Origin of the sequence: Octadecabacter algicola (genome assembly GCF_021532625.1) — a bacterium.
GTDB classification, from domain to species: Bacteria; Pseudomonadota; Alphaproteobacteria; order Rhodobacterales; family Rhodobacteraceae; genus Octadecabacter; species Octadecabacter algicola.
The window spans coordinates 1,344,952-1,361,365 of record NZ_JAKGAR010000001.1; the positions used below are offsets into that span (position 1 = coordinate 1,344,952).

14 protein-coding genes are annotated in these 16,414 nt (G+C 52.4%); 3 read left to right on the forward strand and 11 right to left on the reverse strand.

What is annotated here, in order from left to right; translation table 11 throughout:
• Window positions 1-47: 47 nt before the first annotated feature.
• Window positions 48-887 (reverse strand): cyclase family protein, encoded by an 840-nt coding sequence (locus tag L0666_RS06660; RefSeq protein WP_235259516.1) that lies wholly within the window; start codon window positions 885-887, stop codon window positions 48-50.
• Window positions 888-1,027: 140 nt separating this feature from the next.
• Here L0666_RS06660 and L0666_RS17390 point away from each other — a divergent pair, with 140 nt between their 5' ends.
• The gene (locus L0666_RS17390; protein ID WP_418887973.1) at window positions 1,028-1,774 is read left to right on the forward strand and encodes an IclR family transcriptional regulator; all 747 of its coding nucleotides are present in this window, start codon (window positions 1,028-1,030) and stop codon (window positions 1,772-1,774) included.
• A 169-nt stretch (window positions 1,775-1,943) separates the two neighbouring features.
• Here L0666_RS17390 and L0666_RS06670 read toward each other — a convergent pair whose 3' ends face one another.
• The 5 genes from L0666_RS06670 to L0666_RS06690 form a co-directional block, all read right to left on the reverse strand.
• A complete protein-coding gene (locus L0666_RS06670) occupies window positions 1,944-3,779 on the reverse strand; it encodes a glycosyltransferase family 2 protein (protein WP_235259518.1) in 1,836 nt (611 codons plus the stop codon).
• Entirely contained in the window at window positions 3,776-5,287 is a 1,512-nt protein-coding gene (locus L0666_RS06675; protein ID WP_235259519.1) for a cellulose biosynthesis cyclic di-GMP-binding regulatory protein BcsB, read from the reverse strand. Before L0666_RS06675 ends, L0666_RS06670 begins: the two co-directional genes overlap by 4 nt.
• 130 nt (window positions 5,288-5,417) lie before the next feature.
• Entirely contained in the window at window positions 5,418-6,638 is a 1,221-nt protein-coding gene (locus L0666_RS06680; RefSeq protein ID WP_235259520.1) for an NAD-dependent epimerase/dehydratase family protein, read from the reverse strand.
• Between the two features lie 163 nt (window positions 6,639-6,801).
• Entirely contained in the window at window positions 6,802-9,324 is a 2,523-nt protein-coding gene (locus L0666_RS06685; RefSeq protein WP_235259521.1) for an ATP-binding protein, read from the reverse strand.
• Window positions 9,325-9,373: 49 nt separating this feature from the next.
• Window positions 9,374-9,868 (reverse strand): putative pterin-binding protein, encoded by a 495-nt coding sequence (locus L0666_RS06690; protein WP_235259522.1) that lies wholly within the window; start codon window positions 9,866-9,868, stop codon window positions 9,374-9,376.
• Window positions 9,869-10,022: 154 nt separating this feature from the next.
• On the opposite strand from L0666_RS06690, the gene L0666_RS06695 reads away from it, so the two are divergent.
• On the forward strand, window positions 10,023-10,640 hold the full coding sequence (locus L0666_RS06695) for a response regulator (protein ID WP_235259523.1): 618 nt from the start codon (window positions 10,023-10,025) through the stop codon (window positions 10,638-10,640).
• A 4-nt stretch (window positions 10,641-10,644) separates the two neighbouring features.
• On the opposite strand, the gene L0666_RS06700 is transcribed toward L0666_RS06695, so the two are convergent.
• From L0666_RS06700 to L0666_RS06720, 5 genes are all read right to left on the reverse strand, one after another.
• A complete protein-coding gene (locus L0666_RS06700; RefSeq protein WP_235259576.1) occupies window positions 10,645-11,322 on the reverse strand; it encodes a D-lyxose/D-mannose family sugar isomerase in 678 nt (225 codons plus the stop codon).
• A 519-nt stretch (window positions 11,323-11,841) separates the two neighbouring features.
• Complete coding sequence (locus L0666_RS06705) at window positions 11,842-13,011, reverse strand: hypothetical protein (protein WP_235259524.1); 1,170 nt, start codon at window positions 13,009-13,011, stop codon at window positions 11,842-11,844.
• A 141-nt stretch (window positions 13,012-13,152) separates the two neighbouring features.
• Window positions 13,153-13,332 carry a hypothetical protein gene (locus tag L0666_RS06710; RefSeq protein ID WP_235259525.1) on the reverse strand — a complete coding sequence of 60 codons (180 nt, stop codon included), beginning with the start codon at window positions 13,330-13,332 and terminating at the stop codon, window positions 13,153-13,155.
• Between the two features lie 21 nt (window positions 13,333-13,353).
• Entirely contained in the window at window positions 13,354-14,163 is an 810-nt protein-coding gene (locus tag L0666_RS06715; RefSeq protein ID WP_235259526.1) for a hypothetical protein, read from the reverse strand.
• Between the two features lie 39 nt (window positions 14,164-14,202).
• The gene (locus L0666_RS06720; RefSeq protein WP_235259527.1) at window positions 14,203-15,288 is read right to left on the reverse strand and encodes an NAD(P)/FAD-dependent oxidoreductase; all 1,086 of its coding nucleotides are present in this window, start codon (window positions 15,286-15,288) and stop codon (window positions 14,203-14,205) included.
• A gap of 82 nt (window positions 15,289-15,370) precedes the next feature.
• Between L0666_RS06720 and L0666_RS06725 the strand changes: the two genes are divergently transcribed.
• Complete coding sequence (locus L0666_RS06725; protein ID WP_235259528.1) at window positions 15,371-15,757, forward strand: MerR family transcriptional regulator; 387 nt, start codon at window positions 15,371-15,373, stop codon at window positions 15,755-15,757.
• Window positions 15,758-16,414: the final 657 nt, after the last annotated feature.

Consider the following 16,414-nt stretch of genomic DNA (forward strand, 5'->3'; position numbering starts at 1 on the left):
CCAAAAGAACGAAGGGCATCGCCATCGGTTGGCGATGCCCAAATGTTCTAGAAGCGTTCGCCTGCTTCGATACGGTACGCCTGCTCTTTGTCGGTGATGGCGACCAAACGGATAATACAACCGTCGCCGCGATCCCAGTTCCACGGGAAGAACGCGAATGTCACGCGCTTGCCTGTGACGCTATCGAGATCACCGCCAACATTTTCGATTCCGAGAATGCCGTTTGAGAACAATGTGTTGTGAACTGGCTCCCACTCAGGGAAGTCGTCTTTCCAATCGTTGCCACCAGACCATTCACGATACTCTTCTTCCAGATGTGGTAGAATTGGACCGTTGCGCTGTGGGCCAATCGCTGTGGCGAGCGGATGATCGTTGGCTTGGGTGTCGTGACCGACAACCTTAACGCCCTTTTCAACCATCCAATCTGCGGCAGACTGAACAAGGCCAGGGCAATACGCAAAGTAATCGCCATCCTCGTATTCTTTGTGCCAGCCAGTGTTGATGATCAGTACGTCACCCTTGCGGATCGCATGGCCACAGGCTTTCTCCAGGTCTTCGCCCGTGATGCTTTCCCACTTTTTCTTTGGAATCGAAACGACCAGTCCAGACCCGAAGAAATGCGGCAATGGCACTTCGTCAATGAAAGGCGTGCCCTGAACAACGTGCGCAGGTGCGTCGATGTGAGTTGTCACATGCATTGTCGTCGTAATGGTTTGCGATAGAACCCCAGACTTGGCCATGTAGTGTTTGCGCTCGATTGCGACGTCTTTGAAGTAAGGCCAGTTCGGGCACTGATACCCGAAACGGTGGCTCAGGTTCACGAACTCGAGCCCCATGTCGTTATCGTCGTTTGCTTGAAAATCAATTCCGCGGATCGTGATGCTCATCTGTTCCTCCCAGTGCTCAATCAGCTGTCCCGCACAATGGTGCACATGTACTGCCAGGCGGTCAAGTATTGATTTGGATTCAGAACGCACCTAGGCTAAATCACCTGCTAACGGCGCACGCATTAAAAGAGGAACAGTTCTTGGACGATCAGAAAGATCATAAAAATCAAGGCATTAAAGTCATCACCCGGGCCGCCGACATTCTTAAGGCGCTGGGGCAATCTACAGCTGGACTCAGTCTCGGTCAGATCGCCTCACGGGTCGAACTGCCCCGTTCTACGGTACAGCGAATTGTTGCTGCTCTGGAATCGGAGGGTTTCATTTCAATTGAGAAGGGCAACGCTGGAATCAGATTAGGCCCCGAAATCCAAAGTCTGGCTCAAGCGCGATCGAGTGCGATCCGCGATAGATTGCGTCCCTTGATGAAAAAGATTTCAGAGACCACCGGAGAAACCGTTGATCTGGCGGTCCTTGAAGGAAAGCGGATGCGATTTATCGATCAGGTTATTGGCAGTCAAAGACTGCGCACTGTCTCAAGCATCGGTGAGTCCTTTCCACTTACAACGACGGCGAATGGGAAGGCAGCATTGGCGACCTTCGATCAAACAGAAGCCACCAAACGGATCATAGAAGAATTTGAAGATCGGCCAGACACAAAGCACGATCTGACCGGCCTGCTCGCCGAAATTGAAGCAATCCGAACCGGAACCCTTGCACGCGACGAAGGCGAACACACCGATGGTGTAAGCGCCTTGGGGTTTGCAATCAGTGAACCAGGGGGTGGTGTTTATGCGATCTCCGTACCGGTCCCGACCTCAAGGTTCGCCCGCAAAGAATCCGAACTCACCACAGCTCTAGAAAAGTTTCGTTCAGGCTACACTGCTTAAGCTGGACTATTAGGAAGCCCCCCAGCTAGAGCACCCAATTCCAGTTGATGCTTACGCATACGGTTCTTGTTCAAGAATTAAGAGCGATTTAGGCCCTGCCCTACGGACACGACATCCTTCGCTATTTAAGGTGCGTCTTGGAGGATTGTTATGGCTTCAGATTCCGCCTTTAGGCTACGCGAATTGGCTTATCTGAAACAATGTCTAGACGAATAACGTGCTCTAGATCCTCTCCCTTCACGTCTACTAAAATGCTCAGCATAGACTCGAGAGTGAAGTATGCGCGAAGCACTCGGAAGATCAGGTATTCGGGCAGCGCAAGAATACCTTTGGGCACCCCATTCAAGAGCGATGCTAGAACAGCCATGATCGCTGGCGCCCCCGTTGTGACAGCGACGATTGATTGCCAAATGATCGGGCTGTCAGGATTAAGTCGAAGCCCCCATTCAAGCACCCCATAGAGAATCAGCGGAACCAACATCGCACGGCGGGCAGAATTGATCAGCATATATGGCAGGATGATCTTACCGCGGAGCGTCTTGTTGGGCCCGTAAATCAAATCGCGGCATCTCGAAGAGATATGATAGATCGAACGGAACCATCTCATCCGCTGCTCACGCATATGGCTATAAGACGACGGAACCTCGGAAATATAGCGGATCCTCGGATCAACGACTGAGTGGAAACCAAGTTCGCCAATACGCAACGAAATGTCAGTGTCTTCGCCATTCATGCCCTCAACAAATCCGCCAAGGTAACGTGGATGGTGGGTCCGATAGACAACGAACATTCCAGGGATGCCCACGACGCCATTCACCGCGCCCATAGCAACCGAGTAGAACCCATGTTTCACCAGAACCTCGAGAAGGCGCGCACGATCAAAGAGCGCCCCGCCGGGCGGAACCGGGACCCCACCAACAACCCCGACTTGCGGGTTGGCAAAGTATGGCATCGCGCGCGAGAAATTATCCTCTCCAACCAATGTATCTGCGTCTACGCGAACGAGGAATTCAGTTTCACAGGCATCCAAGCCAGCATTCAACGCGTTCGACTTTCCAGGCTTGGGAACATTGATCACCCGCCCCTTTGCGGCCTTGCAAGCTGCGAGAGCCGCGCGCGCGATATCTTCGGTATCATCCGTTGAATTGTTGTTCATGATTAGGATGTGAACATCGCCGCCATAGTGCTGTGCCGCGACGTCCATCGCGTTGATGGTATCCTTTATGATGTAGGACTCATTGTGAGCAGGCACGATCACGGAAACAGGGGGCCTAAAGTCCGGCGTTTTGGCAGTCCAAACATCGTAAACAGCCAGCAAGTAAAGCTGCCCAAACAGCGTCGGCAAAAATAAAAATACCCCCGGCCCGATGCCCCCTAACAAGGTCCATTGCCGCAGTACTTCAACAAGCCGAATGTCCATTCCACCGACCCAGATCGAAACAATCGTCGCGACCAGCAATGTAACGCCGATGCGCCAAAATGCGCGCCCCTGACTAACGGGAATATGTTCGATCCGAATGCGCGCAGGCATTAACCCACGTTCAAGCAATTTGAAGGAATAGATCGCAAAGCCGAAAAGCCCCGAGAGGATCGCGCTGAAATGTAACGACAGAGATTGGCCGATAACGCTGTGTGCAGCCAAATTCCCCAAATCGAAAACAGCGCATCCCGCTAGAAACGTGAGAACCATATCGAGCCCAAACAAAACGCGCCCGCGTATGTCTCCATTGCTAAATGCGGCAAATGAGACAAAGAACGAGATTAAAAAAATCCGGATCGCAATCGCATGGCGCCCTTCGTGAGGCGAAAAAACGTAATCATGGTTTGGAAAGATCCGCGCCGCGGCCTCCAAGTTGACGAGCCAAAGCTGCAGCGTTGCAAGCGCCACAAAGACCACTAACATTTTCGGGGCGTGCCACTCAGTCACGGCACCCGCAAATCGTTTCGGCGCGCTATCTACAGAAATGAAATTGATCTGTTCGCGCTTATCATCTGCATCGCTCATCCGGCCACATCCGTCAGGTTGACGCCATTTGGAACAACTAGGATCCCCAGACCATGACGCGGCAATTCGGAACCTTCTTGGATGACTTCTGCCACCAGTTTTTGGGATATGGGATCTCGTGTGACCAACCAAACTGGCCCTGAGCTTGGAAAAGCTGCAATGCTGCGATTGGTAGACGTTAGAATGATGTTTGCGGATTCAGTATTCGGGCCGATAGCAACAGCATCCGGCAGCAACGCCCCCAACATCGCACTCGCCACTTGGGCATCAGATGCTGATAAATCCGCGAAGGCCCAAACATTCAACCGGTCAAGCCACTCGAGTGTGGCCCGAAGTTCATCAATTGAATCGTTATATGTCGCATCGCCATGATAAAGCGCGGTTGTCGGCAATAACTCGGCAATTAGCTCTGGCCCGTTATCGCATTCACCGACGGACCGGTGTGGTGAAATCACACTAATTTCGATAACGTTTTCGCGGGTTTGCATTTCTTCAGGAAGGGGCACAGAAGCTTCAAACTTAGTGTCCTCTGGAGCAACGATTTCTTGATACACAAGGCGGTTATTGAGCGCGACTGTAACGGTCCAGCCCTGAGGGTGTATTTGCCGCCCAAGCGCGAGATGAAGTTCCAAGGTCGCAGGCACTCTTAAGGCTGGGTCATCTCGTAAATCATATCGTTCACGCCATGTTGTACCCCGATAAAAGTGACGAATGCCCGCGTTTGCGCCGCTTTGTGCTAGCTCTTTAGGCCAATCAGCACCCCCGAGGTCATCTTCCTGCGCCTCAAAAAACGGTAATGCATTACGCATATCATTGGTCGTCAGTGCATCATTCGATTGCCCATCGACCATCACGGATTGGATGCCTTCCATCTCGAATTGTGAAGCGAGGATTAGACGCCGAATGCGTTCTTCTTGCTGCAACCAATCTGGCCATGCAACGCGTACTAAATTGCCCCATGCATGTACCCTGTCACGTGGTGTCTCCAACTCACGATCTAAGGTCAGAGCCAAAAGGCTGGTCGTCTCAATCTCAACGACGGCTTCCAAACCTTCGTTCCTAGAACAGGAAGAGCCCGGGCCCTCGCCTTGTAGTGAGAAAGAGACGACCAACTGGTCCCTAACAAAATCCGTCGGTGAAAGCGGAATTTGCAGGGAACGCTCGACCACGCCTGGACGCAGCAACACTTCGCCTCTCTTGGTCCCGTCAATGGAAATCCGAAGAACCCCTTCAACGCCCTCGAGAGCCTGTAGTGTTGCATTGATTTGGAGGTATCCAGATGTAGGTCGCGCATCCAATGGAAGATTGAACTGAATGCTTTGAAAGGCCGGAAGCCCAGAAAGAATAACCGGATGGTTTGGGTTGGATCGATAGACCATCGCAATGTCTTCGCCACTCGATTCAACAGCCTTGCGGTCTTCAAAAACAAGACTTTGATCGTGTTTTAAAGTGCCAACATAGTGTTGCCCTCTTTCCAAAAGCCCCGTCGTTGAAAGCAGGAGAGCCACGCCTGCAAGGAGAATCCCTATAAGCCCAATGCCAATCATTCGCATAGTTTTCACCGATTTGTTCTGAGGTAGAGTCGACTAAATCGCAGCGTTCCACCTCCAAGCGGAACGCTGCGACAGTGCCGACCCGTTAAGCCGCTCGCGAGTTTTCCGGATCAATCACGCCAGGGCGCTGATTGTCGGTCCATGTCGAGACACAAGGGATCATTTTCCGGATGCAACGTCCTGCGTACTTTGCCGCGATGTGCTGCGTTTCATCCATTAAGCCTTCTGCCAGTGTCACAGGTTTTAGGCCCAATGAGATGAAGGTCTTGTTCGAGACACGCAGATCATTTTCTGCCGCTTCGTTGCGCGGATTGTCGACATTCGCAATCTTGGCGCCAGACGTTTCAGAAACAAGCTTAGCAAGCTCCCGCACGGTGTGCGTCTCCGTCATTTGGTTCATGATCGCGACTTTGCCATCACGCACTGGCGGGTTTGCAACAGCCAATGCAAGACATTTCACTGTATCCTGAATGTGAATGAATGCGCGGGTTTGCCCGCCTGTGCCATGCACAGTCAATGGATGCCCAACGACAGCCTGCATCAAGAAACGATTGAGCACCGTTCCGTAATCACCGTCATAGTCAAAGCGATTGATAAGCCGCTCGTCCAAGCGAGTTTCGTTCGTCTGCGTTCCCCAAACAATCCCTTGGTGCAGGTCGGTAATACGCATTTGGTCGTTCTTTGCGTAGAACTGAAACAGCAACTGATCCATGGACTTGGTCATGTGGTACACGCTGCCCGGATTGGTTGGGTACAGGATGTGACGCTGGAATATCTTCTTGTCGTCGCCTGGGATGTAAACAGGAAGGTATCCTTCTGGGATTTCGATGCCATCGTCGTCGTAACCGTAAACACCCATTGTTCCGAGGTGAACAAAGTGCGCGTCCAAGCCGAGCTCAACGGATGCTGCAAGCAGATTGTGTGTGCCAGAAATGTTGTTGTCGACTGTGTAGCGTTTCTCGCTCACGCCTTTCATCGAATACGGCGCGGCACGCTGTTCTCCGAAATGGATGATGGTATCGGGCTTCACTGCAGCCATAAGCTCACGAATGCGGTCAAATTCACGTGCGACATCGATCTTCTCGAACTTGATCGTGAGACCCGTTTTCTCTTTCCAAGCAAGAAGGCGATCTTCCATTGAGGCAATTGGCGTTAAGCTGTCGGCGCCCATTTTTGCATCGATCTCTCGGCGTGACATGTTGTCCACGATAGTGATGTTGTGACCTTGTCCAGACAAGTGCAGAGCTGTTGGCCAGCCGCAAAACCCGTCGCCACCGACTACGATGATATTTTTCATTTTTGTCATTTTCTTAGTCCTTTCAATTGGGCCCCTCCAAGCGGCCCGTGTTGTTGATGAACAAAGAAATAAAGACTGAACGCCTAAAGGCCCCCCGCCCGAGGGTGTAGGTTACAAAAAGAGGGAATAGGTCGACTACTCGGTCGGATAGGTGGCCCGCCGAAAGGATATCCTAGGACGGCACCGACATCCGCACATAGAAGTCCGACTCTGCTTTGCGGGCGCAGCGCTCGAGAACGTCCAGCTGCGCGATGAGGTCAGGAACCGCCCCTTGACGCGCGTCTTTTTCTACCTTTTCCAACAAAGGCTCCAGCTCTTCAAAGCCAAAAAGCGACGCAGCGCCTTTCATTTTGTGCGCCGCCTCTGCAAGTGCCAATGGCTCTCCTTCAAAGAGGCCTTCTCGGGCCTGTGAGGCGAATTCTCCGAGCTCATTAAAGAACTGTTCCCCGACAGCGCTCGCTTGCTCAGCACCAAGTGCATCGCGCATCTCGCCCAACGCGTCTGGGTGCTTAGCAGAAACCATGGGCACAGGATCGGCCACAGACAACTCAGCAATGATTGACCGCAAAGCATCGAGGCGAATGGGCTTGGTATGGAACGTGTTCATTCCAGCTTGTTCCGCCGCTTCGCGATACTCTTCGCGGCCGTGTGCCGTTAGCCCGATAATCCGCGTCTCAGCGTTGGGGCCATTGTCGTGCCTAAGTCTGCGTGCAGCCTCAATTCCATTCATGACCGGCATGCTGATATCCATAAATATGACGTCGAATTCTAACTGTGCAGATTTTTCGATGCAGTCAGCACCGTTGACGGCTTGGGTCACGTGGTGTCCCATTCCTTCAAGCATATCGCTTAACACTTTGCGGTTGATGCTATTATCTTCGACAACCAGAACTTTGCATGGCTTCATGGACGGAGCGACCGGATCTTCGTCCGTTGCATCGCTATTTGGCACCTCTTCCCGGCGCTGCAAAGGGACCGTTAAGGTGAACGTTGATCCGACCCCGACCTCACTTTTCAGGCTGATATCACCGTCCATTCGACGCGCAATTTTTTGAGAAATTGACAGCCCAAGGCCATCGCCGCGTGATTGCCGCCCTTCGCTTGGGGCAAGCGCGACAAAGGCGTCGAACACTTGTTCTTGGTGTTCCGGTTCGATTCCAGACCCTGTGTCAGAAACTTTGAACTTCACCGACGAATGTTCCGGGCCGTGGATTCCGTCTACCTTCACAGTGATTTGGCCACTATCTGAAAACTTAATCGCGTTGCCGATAAGGTTTGTCAAAATTTGGCGAATGCGATTTTTGTCCCCGTAGAAATCCATACAGACAGGATCGCCCAATTCTACGATTAGGCGTAGTTCCTTTTCACGGGCTAACGGTTCAAGGACATCTGCCAGACCATTAACCAATTCCGGTAGACTAAACTGCTGAAGCGTGAGTTTCAGGTCGCCCGTTTCAATGCGCGTAACATCGAGCGCCTCATTTGTGTGTTCCAAAAGAATCTCGCTCGATGCGAGCGCGATGTCGGCGTAACGTTCCTGTACAGATGATAGTTTGGTCGTCTTAAGCAGATCCAACACGCCCATAATACCGTTCAACGGCGTGCGCATTTCGTGGCTAATCAAGGTCAGGAACTGCGACTTGGCCTTGTCTGTACGTTCCGCGCGATCGCGTGCATCTACCAGTTCTTGTTCCGCAATCTTGCGTTCGCTGATGTCCCGAATGTAGGCAATGAATTTTACGCCATCCTCATCCTCGGTAGAGGTGATGTTCAGTTCGACTGGAAACTCTTCGCCGCTTTTGCGCAACGCCGACAATTCAACCCGCCCCGCATCCACAACCCGTGGCTGACCGGTTTTGATATAACGTCGCATCCCATTGTGGTGCGCATCGCGCATATGATGAGGGATGAAAGTTTCCTCCATAGATTTTCCGATAATCTCACTTCGGCTCCAACCAAACACGTTCTCGGCTGATGCATTAAAGTCGATGATCTCACCTGCTCCGTTCGCAGTTACAATCGCGTCGAGCGACGCAGAGACTGTAGAGCTAAGCAGCTTTGCCGATGACTGAAGTGCCGCGTCATTCTTGGCCGCTTGACGGAACATGCGGTCCAGCAACATCAAAAGAGCGCCCATCAAAACAAGCAGTACAATCGCAATGCCCCCGGTGCGCCGCAGTTGTCCAGCAAACTGGGCACGGCGTTGTTGAGATTGCTCGGCTGAAAGGCTTAGGCCAAGCAAAGCTATTCTGCGGACATTGGGGCGTAGTTCTGTGACGATCGTTAACAAATCTGCAATCTGATCATCCGTGAGTGGGTTCGAACTATCCGAAACAGATATCGCCAGTTCTTCAAACTGGCCGAGGTCACGTATCAAAGAAGTAAGCTCATCGTTTTCACCGATAATCCGCGCCGCGCGACCGGAGTTCACGATATCGAGGCGACTTAGCGTAATGTCGACCCGCAACTTTAGATCTTCGTCTGAAAAGCGCCCTGTCGCCAATTGATCTAAAAGGTCCGCATTTAGATTGGCGAATTCCGTATCAAGTTGGGAAATGCTCCATTGCGTGCTGTCACCCTGCGCCGTCGAGAGATCGCGTAGCTGTGACAAAAGATTGGTCACCATTAGACCCAACAACAAGACCAACAGGCCTAGGCCTGCCAGTATCGAGAGTCGGTACTTTCCTGAGTTCATTCTCACGTTAACCCCTTGGACTGAGACCACCCTAGGGTGCGATCCCTCATCAATCTATGATGTTTAAGCGGGTCAATTGCCAAATACTGCGCGCATAGGTGACTTCGGTGCTGTACTTTGTGTCGCTGTCATACGGAAAAACCACCCAAAACGGCCCTTTGTCACGTACCGACATGATGTTCCCATCCATTCTCGTTGCAATGATAGGCGCGCCGTCTTCTAAGTCGGAAATCGGCATCGTCACCGCGTAATCATTAAGTGCGACCATTTCGATTGTGGAGCCGTTTGCATCAATGCTTTCCAACAAGGCCTTAAGCGAAACACCTGAGAAATGGGTGTCACCGTCGGTCCAAATTGTTGTCGTCGTGAACTCGACTTGATCAAACGCATCCAGCGTTTCACGGCTAAACTCAATAATGTCCGAAGACGTCGCGCTTGGCACAACTTGAAGCGCCATCCCATCTTGAGATGCCGCACTCGACGCAAAAAGCGTAGCGAAAACAACAGAAAGGATCGATATCCGTGAGCGGGTTAGTGCAGCCATTTTCCGTTTCCTTTGATCACATGACTTAAATTTAGAAGAAACTCGAAAAATTAGTTTGGGGCATCGGCATAGCGATCTATACTTTGGTATAGGTCTGCCACTTTTAGATCATATTTGATGTGCAAGTTTCGGTGGAAATTAAGGACGATAAACTATGCCTAATATTCTTCTAGCCGACGATCATGATCTCGTTCGCGATACAATCGCGGCTTACCTAAGAACCGTCGAAGAATTCAATGTTCTGACAGCCCCCGACCTGGACGCGGCTTTGGAATTGATGGGCGGGATCGATTCTATCGATCTATTGATACTAGATTACAATATGCCCGGAATGGACGGGCTAGATGGGCTTACGAAAGCACGCGCGGCCCACCCTGTCGCGAAGGTCGCCATTATGTCCGGCGTTGCTAACCGCGACGTGGCGAACTCTGCCATGGATCGTGGTGCGCACGGTTTCATTCCGAAATCCTTGACTGCGGACACGCTGGTAAACGCTATTAAGTTCATTCTCGCGGGTGAGCGTTATATCCCGTTTGATTTCGGGTCGAACGATCCTAAAGAGAAAGCAAGCGGTGAGTTTGCGAATTTGTCTGCTCGTGAAATGCAGACATTGGAACAATTATGCCTAGGACTGTCGAATAAAGAAATCGCTAGAAATCTCGACATTCAGGAAGTCACTGTAAAGCTGCACGTCAAGAACCTTCTGTCAAAGCTTGGCGTCTCAAACCGCACTCAGGCGGCACTCTTCGCGAAAGAGCGCCACCTGTTCTAGGCGGCTACAGAAAAGTGTCATAGTCCGAAACCAAAAGATGTTTGGGGGCTTCGTCCTCTTCAATCGATGCAAACCGCCCGATTTCCATCTTGAACTTATTGTCATTTCGATCGTCGTTGACGGTGGAAACTTCGCCAATTAGCACGTCGCCCCCCTCGCCCCAAAACGCATGCCAGACACCGGGCATCAGCGTGACACTTTCACCCGGTTCAAGTTTCAAAAGTCCGCCAGCAGGCAAGGTCTTCAAACGTCCGTCAACAGGAACAACAACGTCAGCGGATGGGTCAATTTCACCAGTCTTGTCGCTGGAAAATAATTCTAGAACCAAGGTGCCGCCACCACGGTTGATGATGTCTTCGGCTTTTACAAAGTGTTTGTGCATAGGGGACAGCTGCTTATCGCGGCTGATCATGATCTTCTCTGCATATAACATTCCATTGCCGCTTTTTAGATCAGCTTCGAGACCATTGCGGACTGTGAACAAGAACAGTCCCAATTCGTCGAACTTGCCCTGGCCATAGTCTGTGATGTCCCACCCCATACCGCGTTCCCTGATCATAGAATGATCACTCGCCTTGAGTTCGCTAGGTGATTGATAGGCGAACGGTGGCATCACGTAGCCAAAGGACCGAATGAAGGCGTCACCCTCGGTAAGGATCGAATTTATCAGTGAACGTTTCATCATAGTTTCTTTCGTTAAGTATCTTGCAGGCTCCGGCAGACAATTTAGCACTATGCGAGGTGGCGCCGTCGCCTTCGGCCATCAGTGATCCACGCCCCGTCGAACCAGATCTCATGCACTGTGCCATTACACGCTTGAGCTTAGTGTGCATAGTAGGCGGCCATTTTCCTCTAACAATCGAACACTTACGATAGATGCAACGCTTACGGTCAAGTAACTGAGCTCTACGAGGACTTGGCTTCGATCTTGGCTTCACCAATCCCAAAAAACAACAAAACCCACCGTTCTACGGGTGAGGTGTAAGTTGTTTTTGATTGCGGAAGGGCGCAACCGCCGAAGCCTACCTGCGCTGAAATGTGTCGTATGACCTTTAGTTAATAGGGGCCGAAAGCGCTCACCCTTCAGTTTTCGGGTGATGAAGTTGCCTACTAGAAGGCCCCTAGAAAGGGGCTCTCAAGCTTGGGGTCCAACAACGGCTCAAGGAACGGCGTCTCGAGGCCCAAGGGGACGAATTGTGACTTACAGAAGCCAGTTTGCTTCCGCTTTGGGGATCGCTTCCGAGAAGGACATTTCGTGTATGATTTCGCCGGTTGCGACCTCGACGCCGCCATCGAGAGGCACTGTCATCCTGATGTCACCGGCAAGTCGGATATAACCGGGTTGTGCGGTTTCATCATTCGGCTCTTGTTCGGTATTAAGCGCGTCACTCAAAAGGTGATTGCCCGAAATCTCGATGCGGATTTTGTCGCCATTGTAGGGCGTTTCGATCAAGAAGCCGTCCGGCCAGCCGTTCCCGGACTGCGGGCCCACGTGGATTTCACCAACAAAACTGTCCTCGAACGCACCCGTACTCAGCAAGATTTCACTGCCTTTTGCCAACATGAACTTGCAGACGACCTTGTTGCCGTAGTCGGAGTTGTGTTCAATGTACGAAAAATTCAACGTGAATTCCCCACATTCAGCACGGCCCCAGTGCCACGCCTTGAGAACACCTTCGATGCCGGCGTTGCCCCAATTGTGGTCATGGTAGCCCATGCCGTCTTCGATGGCGATGGTTTCGCCCGCGACTTGAATGGTACCATTCACAACGCCACGCGGCGCGGGCACGACATGCGCGTTAAACACGGTCAGAGCTTCATCGAAGTACATCGCACCTGATCCCGCACGCCAAGATTCAACGGTCGCAACAAGTTCAAGGTCCACGACCACATCTTCATGCTCAGCGTGAAGCTGCCAATTCGGGTAGCGCCCTTTAAGCCAGTTGTTACCCAGCCTCACGTCGCAATGATCTTCGGCCGCGATGAAGTCCACGCCAGGGAATGGCACCTGAAAATCACGGTTAGTGCCATCGGGAAGTTCGACATTCAACATCATCATCGGCGGCAGATCTGGGTTGTCCAACATGATCAATGGGCGATCCATAAGGACCACTGCGGCCTTGAGCCCTAAAACGGTAAACAAATCAAAGTACCACCACTCGTAATGGCGCGGGTTTCCGTCGTTGTGATAGCCATCGTCTCGATCTGTCACGATTTCCTGGGCAGCCTGATCGTACAGGCTTGGCGCTTCGTAGTTGCCAATGACGAATTTAGGCGTTTGGGCCATCGCCACAGAGCGCAAGCCTGGCACAAGCAGAAGCCCTGCTCCGAGCGCGGTTGAAGTCAGAAAGGATCTGCGTGAGATTTCCATGGTCTTTCCTTTTGAAGGAGTTAGATGCCAGAGGACGACCGTCCCTGTGGCCGGTGTGTGGGGCACAGGTCGATGCCTTGATCTTTTGGGTCTGAAAAAAGTGAGTGATGCCGGGGCCTTGTGCGCCCCGGCGGTGGCTTTTTAGCCGTCGTACCCGTCATAGTGATCATCTTCGCGGATGGTGAAGACGATCTCGTGTAGGGCCTGTGTTTTGAACTCCTGCGTTTCGCCCGCTTTGGTGATGCGAATGGTTTCGTTCCCAAGGTAGCGGTAGGCGGGTTCCCCGTTGGGGGCGCATTCTTTCAAGGGGCGCTCGACCATAACAAGGTGGTCTTGGTCGATCTAGAATTCAATCGCGAAATCGCCCTGAGCGGCCTGCATTTTGAGGGTTTTGCCGTAGGGCAGCCCCAACTCACTCTCGCTCGCCGGGACCATATCTTCCACCGAACCGGTCATCGTTAAACCTTCGCGGTTAAAGACCGGGTCAATGACCGCGCCATCCTTTGAGAAGACAAGGCAGCTAAACTGTGGCGGGCCGTCACGCAGGATCATGACCGAGTAATCGACGGAATACTCGGGCGTGTGCAGCTTGCCCCAATACCAATTGCGTTTCCCGGCGGACACGGGAACCTTGCCCCAATTGTGATCGCGGTAACCGCTGCCTTTGACGGGCGTTTCAACACCATCTTTCGTCAACGTCCCTTCGGCGCGCCCCTGCGGCACGGCAATAGTCCAGCCCATGGCGGCCGCCGCCATTTCTTGTGGGGTTTTACCAACCACCCAGGACGGGAAATCTTTGTAAAGTTTCAGGTGGACCCCGTGATCATTGCACAGCGCCTTCATCTCGAAGTGGTCACCTTGGTCGATGCAAAAGTCATCGCCAATACGCACATCACATTTGTCATAGGACAGGCTGACCTGATCGTCAGAATAGCGAACCAGCTCGCTGATTTCACGACCGTCAGGTGCGAAGATATTCAGGCGAACGGTCGGTTGGCGCGGCGACACACGGGTGTCATTGGTGGACCACATCACGACGACATGGTCGCCGGTGTCCAGTTCGGCGTCGAAATACCACCATTCGAAATCCGTCTCGCGGTCTTCCATCGGGAACGGCAAATGCATTGCGTCGTGCTTCAAAAACTCCGTCATAATCTTCTCCTAATTACACGAGCCATTCGAGCGGGCGGATCAGCCCTTTCGGCCCAAAAGCTTGTTGTATTTGGTCAAAAACAGGTCTTTGCCCTTGATCCTGCTGGTCAGGAAGTTTCCTGCGATGAAGACGCCAAGGAAGGAACTCCCCAGCTTGGGGCCTAGAGGCACAAGGATCGGCGCCCTGTTGCCCCATGGCTTGTAAGGTTTGATGCCTTCGAGCGTTTTGCCCTGAGCCAAGCCGATCAGCGCGGCCTTAAGCCATGGCAGTTGGCGGCTGATGGCCACGATGGTCATCGCATCGCCCCCATCCGCAACATCACCCGCCGCAAAGACGTTGGGCAACGTCGATGGGCGCATCCACGGGTCGACTTTAATGCGGTTCGCGTTTGATTTTTCGACACCATTAAGCGCCTCCAGCAACTCGGAGTTCGCGCGCGATCCGATGGCAGGGAATATCAGATCAAAATCGTGCTGTGATCCATCGGTGAGCTCTAAGCTGCCCGCATATGGCTCGGTCATGCTTTCAAGGTTCTCTGCCCGTTGGCCGAGGAGGAGTGTAACGCCTGCCTTGCTCAATTTCTTAGCCAGAGAGCGACCCAGCTTTGGTGGCATAGTCGGAAACAAGGTGTCGTCGCTTGAAATCAGCGTCACCTTTTTGCCGGGCATGGCATGGGCGATTTCACCCGCAAGCTCGGTACCGACAGCACCTGCTCCGACAATACCAACGCTCTGCGCTGCTTTGAGTTGCTGATGAATACGCTGGTTGTCCGCCCAAAGACCCGCAATGTCTGCGCCATGTGGCTTGAACGGCATGGCATTGCCCGATCCAGTGGCGACAACGATCTGATCCGCTTCAACCCGTGTGCGGTCGTCCAAGGTTACGCCAGTTGCGTCTATACCCGCTGCCTTGGCTACGACAATCCGGCCATTCTTGAGCAGCCCGTCATAAGGGATGAGCGCACGGTCCAGCAGCGAGGGATCAACAACAGCGCGGATCATTGCCGGCGAGTGAACAAAATGACTACGCGGCTCGATCAAGGTGACTTGTGCGACTTCGTCCAAGGATTTCGCAAGTTCGGAGCCTAAGTAACCGCCTCCGATGATAGCAATTTTCTGTGACATGGTGCTGTCCTGTCCGATCTCTTTGGTTGCATTTCGATTCGCAACACTACATAACGGAAGTTGAATTGGAAAACAATAGACCATGGTCCATGGTTTGGAGGTATTGATGAAGATTGGCGAACTTTCCGAAAGATCCGGCCTGAGCCGAGACACCATCCGACTGTATGAAAAGAACGATTTGATCTCGTCCTCCGCCAGTCAAAGCGAAACCAACAACTACCGCGACTACAGCGACGACGTCTTGTTACAGTTGAAGTTCGTAAGCTCAGGTCGGGAGGCAGGGATATCTATCTCCGATCTACGCGAACTCATGAAGGCGTTTTTCGGCAGTTGTGATCCGTCTGAAGCGGAGAATGTCATCGTCGCCAAAACTGCCGAACTCAAAGAACGGGTATCGCAGATCGAAAACGTGATCGTGTTTCTTGATGCTGCGCTGGTAAAGGTTCGTGAAGGGCTTGATGAGACCTGAAGCGGTAGAAGACGCTTTTGGGTTTCGATCGCTTAAGGTGACACAAGATCGGCCGAGAGGTTATCCGGACACTTTAGACCGCTAGCACCCCAAAATCACAGCCGAGAACCTGTCGTTCGTTATGTGATGGCTCAATTGGGAGCGTTGCGTTGCCCTACCGCGCTTTGATTGCGAGGCTTGGCCGGAGACACCCCGCCCCCCGATCAATGACAAAATAGCCATTGAAGCTTAGGTACGAAAAGAACTCCGTGACGAAAGAAGAGACAGAGTACGGTTGTCCGGTCAATTGAAGGTCCACCAAAAACTCCCAGTATCTGGCAGGTCAGAACATCTGTTAAACGATCAAACAAAGGGCATTAGCCCCGCGCAATTGTTTTGCTCCCACAACGACGGAGCGCCTCCCCAGCGTTAGGGGCAGACAGATAGCTCTCAAAGCTACCTACAGTAAATTCTCAAAACAGCGCCGCCCAATGCCTGCTGGTGACAGCAGCCGAAAACGCAGAAATACTCTGCCAATCAAAGCGGTCTCTGCAAAAGTGGCGAGTGACAGAGATTAGTTTCGTCTACGATAAAATCGGTTGCTGTCTTTGCAAGTCATGATGTTTGGTCCGTGGTCCCAAAGGATCTGACGTTAGTCCCCCAGTAGGGTTCATGCCG

Bases quoted from the DNA above. Each gene is read 5' to 3' on its own strand.
- L0666_RS06720 (WP_235259527.1), bottom strand. From the start codon at position 15,288: ATGTCACAGAAAATTGCTATCATCGGAGGCGGTTACTTAGGCTCCGAA.
- L0666_RS06725 (WP_235259528.1), top strand. From the start codon at position 15,371: ATGGTCCATGGTTTGGAGGTATTGATGAAGATTGGCGAACTTTCCGAA.
- L0666_RS06695 (WP_235259523.1), top strand. From the start codon at position 10,023: ATGCCTAATATTCTTCTAGCCGACGATCATGATCTCGTTCGCGATACA.
- L0666_RS06685 (WP_235259521.1), bottom strand. From the start codon at position 9,324: ATGAACTCAGGAAAGTACCGACTCTCGATACTGGCAGGCCTAGGCCTG.
- L0666_RS06710 (WP_235259525.1), bottom strand. From the start codon at position 13,332: ATGGTCGAGCGCCCCTTGAAAGAATGCGCCCCCAACGGGGAACCCGCC.
- L0666_RS06680 (WP_235259520.1), bottom strand. From the start codon at position 6,638: ATGACAAAAATGAAAAATATCATCGTAGTCGGTGGCGACGGGTTTTGC.
- L0666_RS06690 (WP_235259522.1), bottom strand. From the start codon at position 9,868: ATGGCTGCACTAACCCGCTCACGGATATCGATCCTTTCTGTTGTTTTC.
- L0666_RS06660 (WP_235259516.1), bottom strand. From the start codon at position 887: ATGAGCATCACGATCCGCGGAATTGATTTTCAAGCAAACGACGATAAC.
- L0666_RS06705 (WP_235259524.1), bottom strand. From the start codon at position 13,011: ATGGAAATCTCACGCAGATCCTTTCTGACTTCAACCGCGCTCGGAGCA.
- L0666_RS06715 (WP_235259526.1), bottom strand. From the start codon at position 14,163: ATGACGGAGTTTTTGAAGCACGACGCAATGCATTTGCCGTTCCCGATG.
- L0666_RS06700 (WP_235259576.1), bottom strand. From the start codon at position 11,322: ATGAAACGTTCACTGATAAATTCGATCCTTACCGAGGGTGACGCCTTC.
- L0666_RS06670 (WP_235259518.1), bottom strand. From the start codon at position 3,779: ATGAGCGATGCAGATGATAAGCGCGAACAGATCAATTTCATTTCTGTA.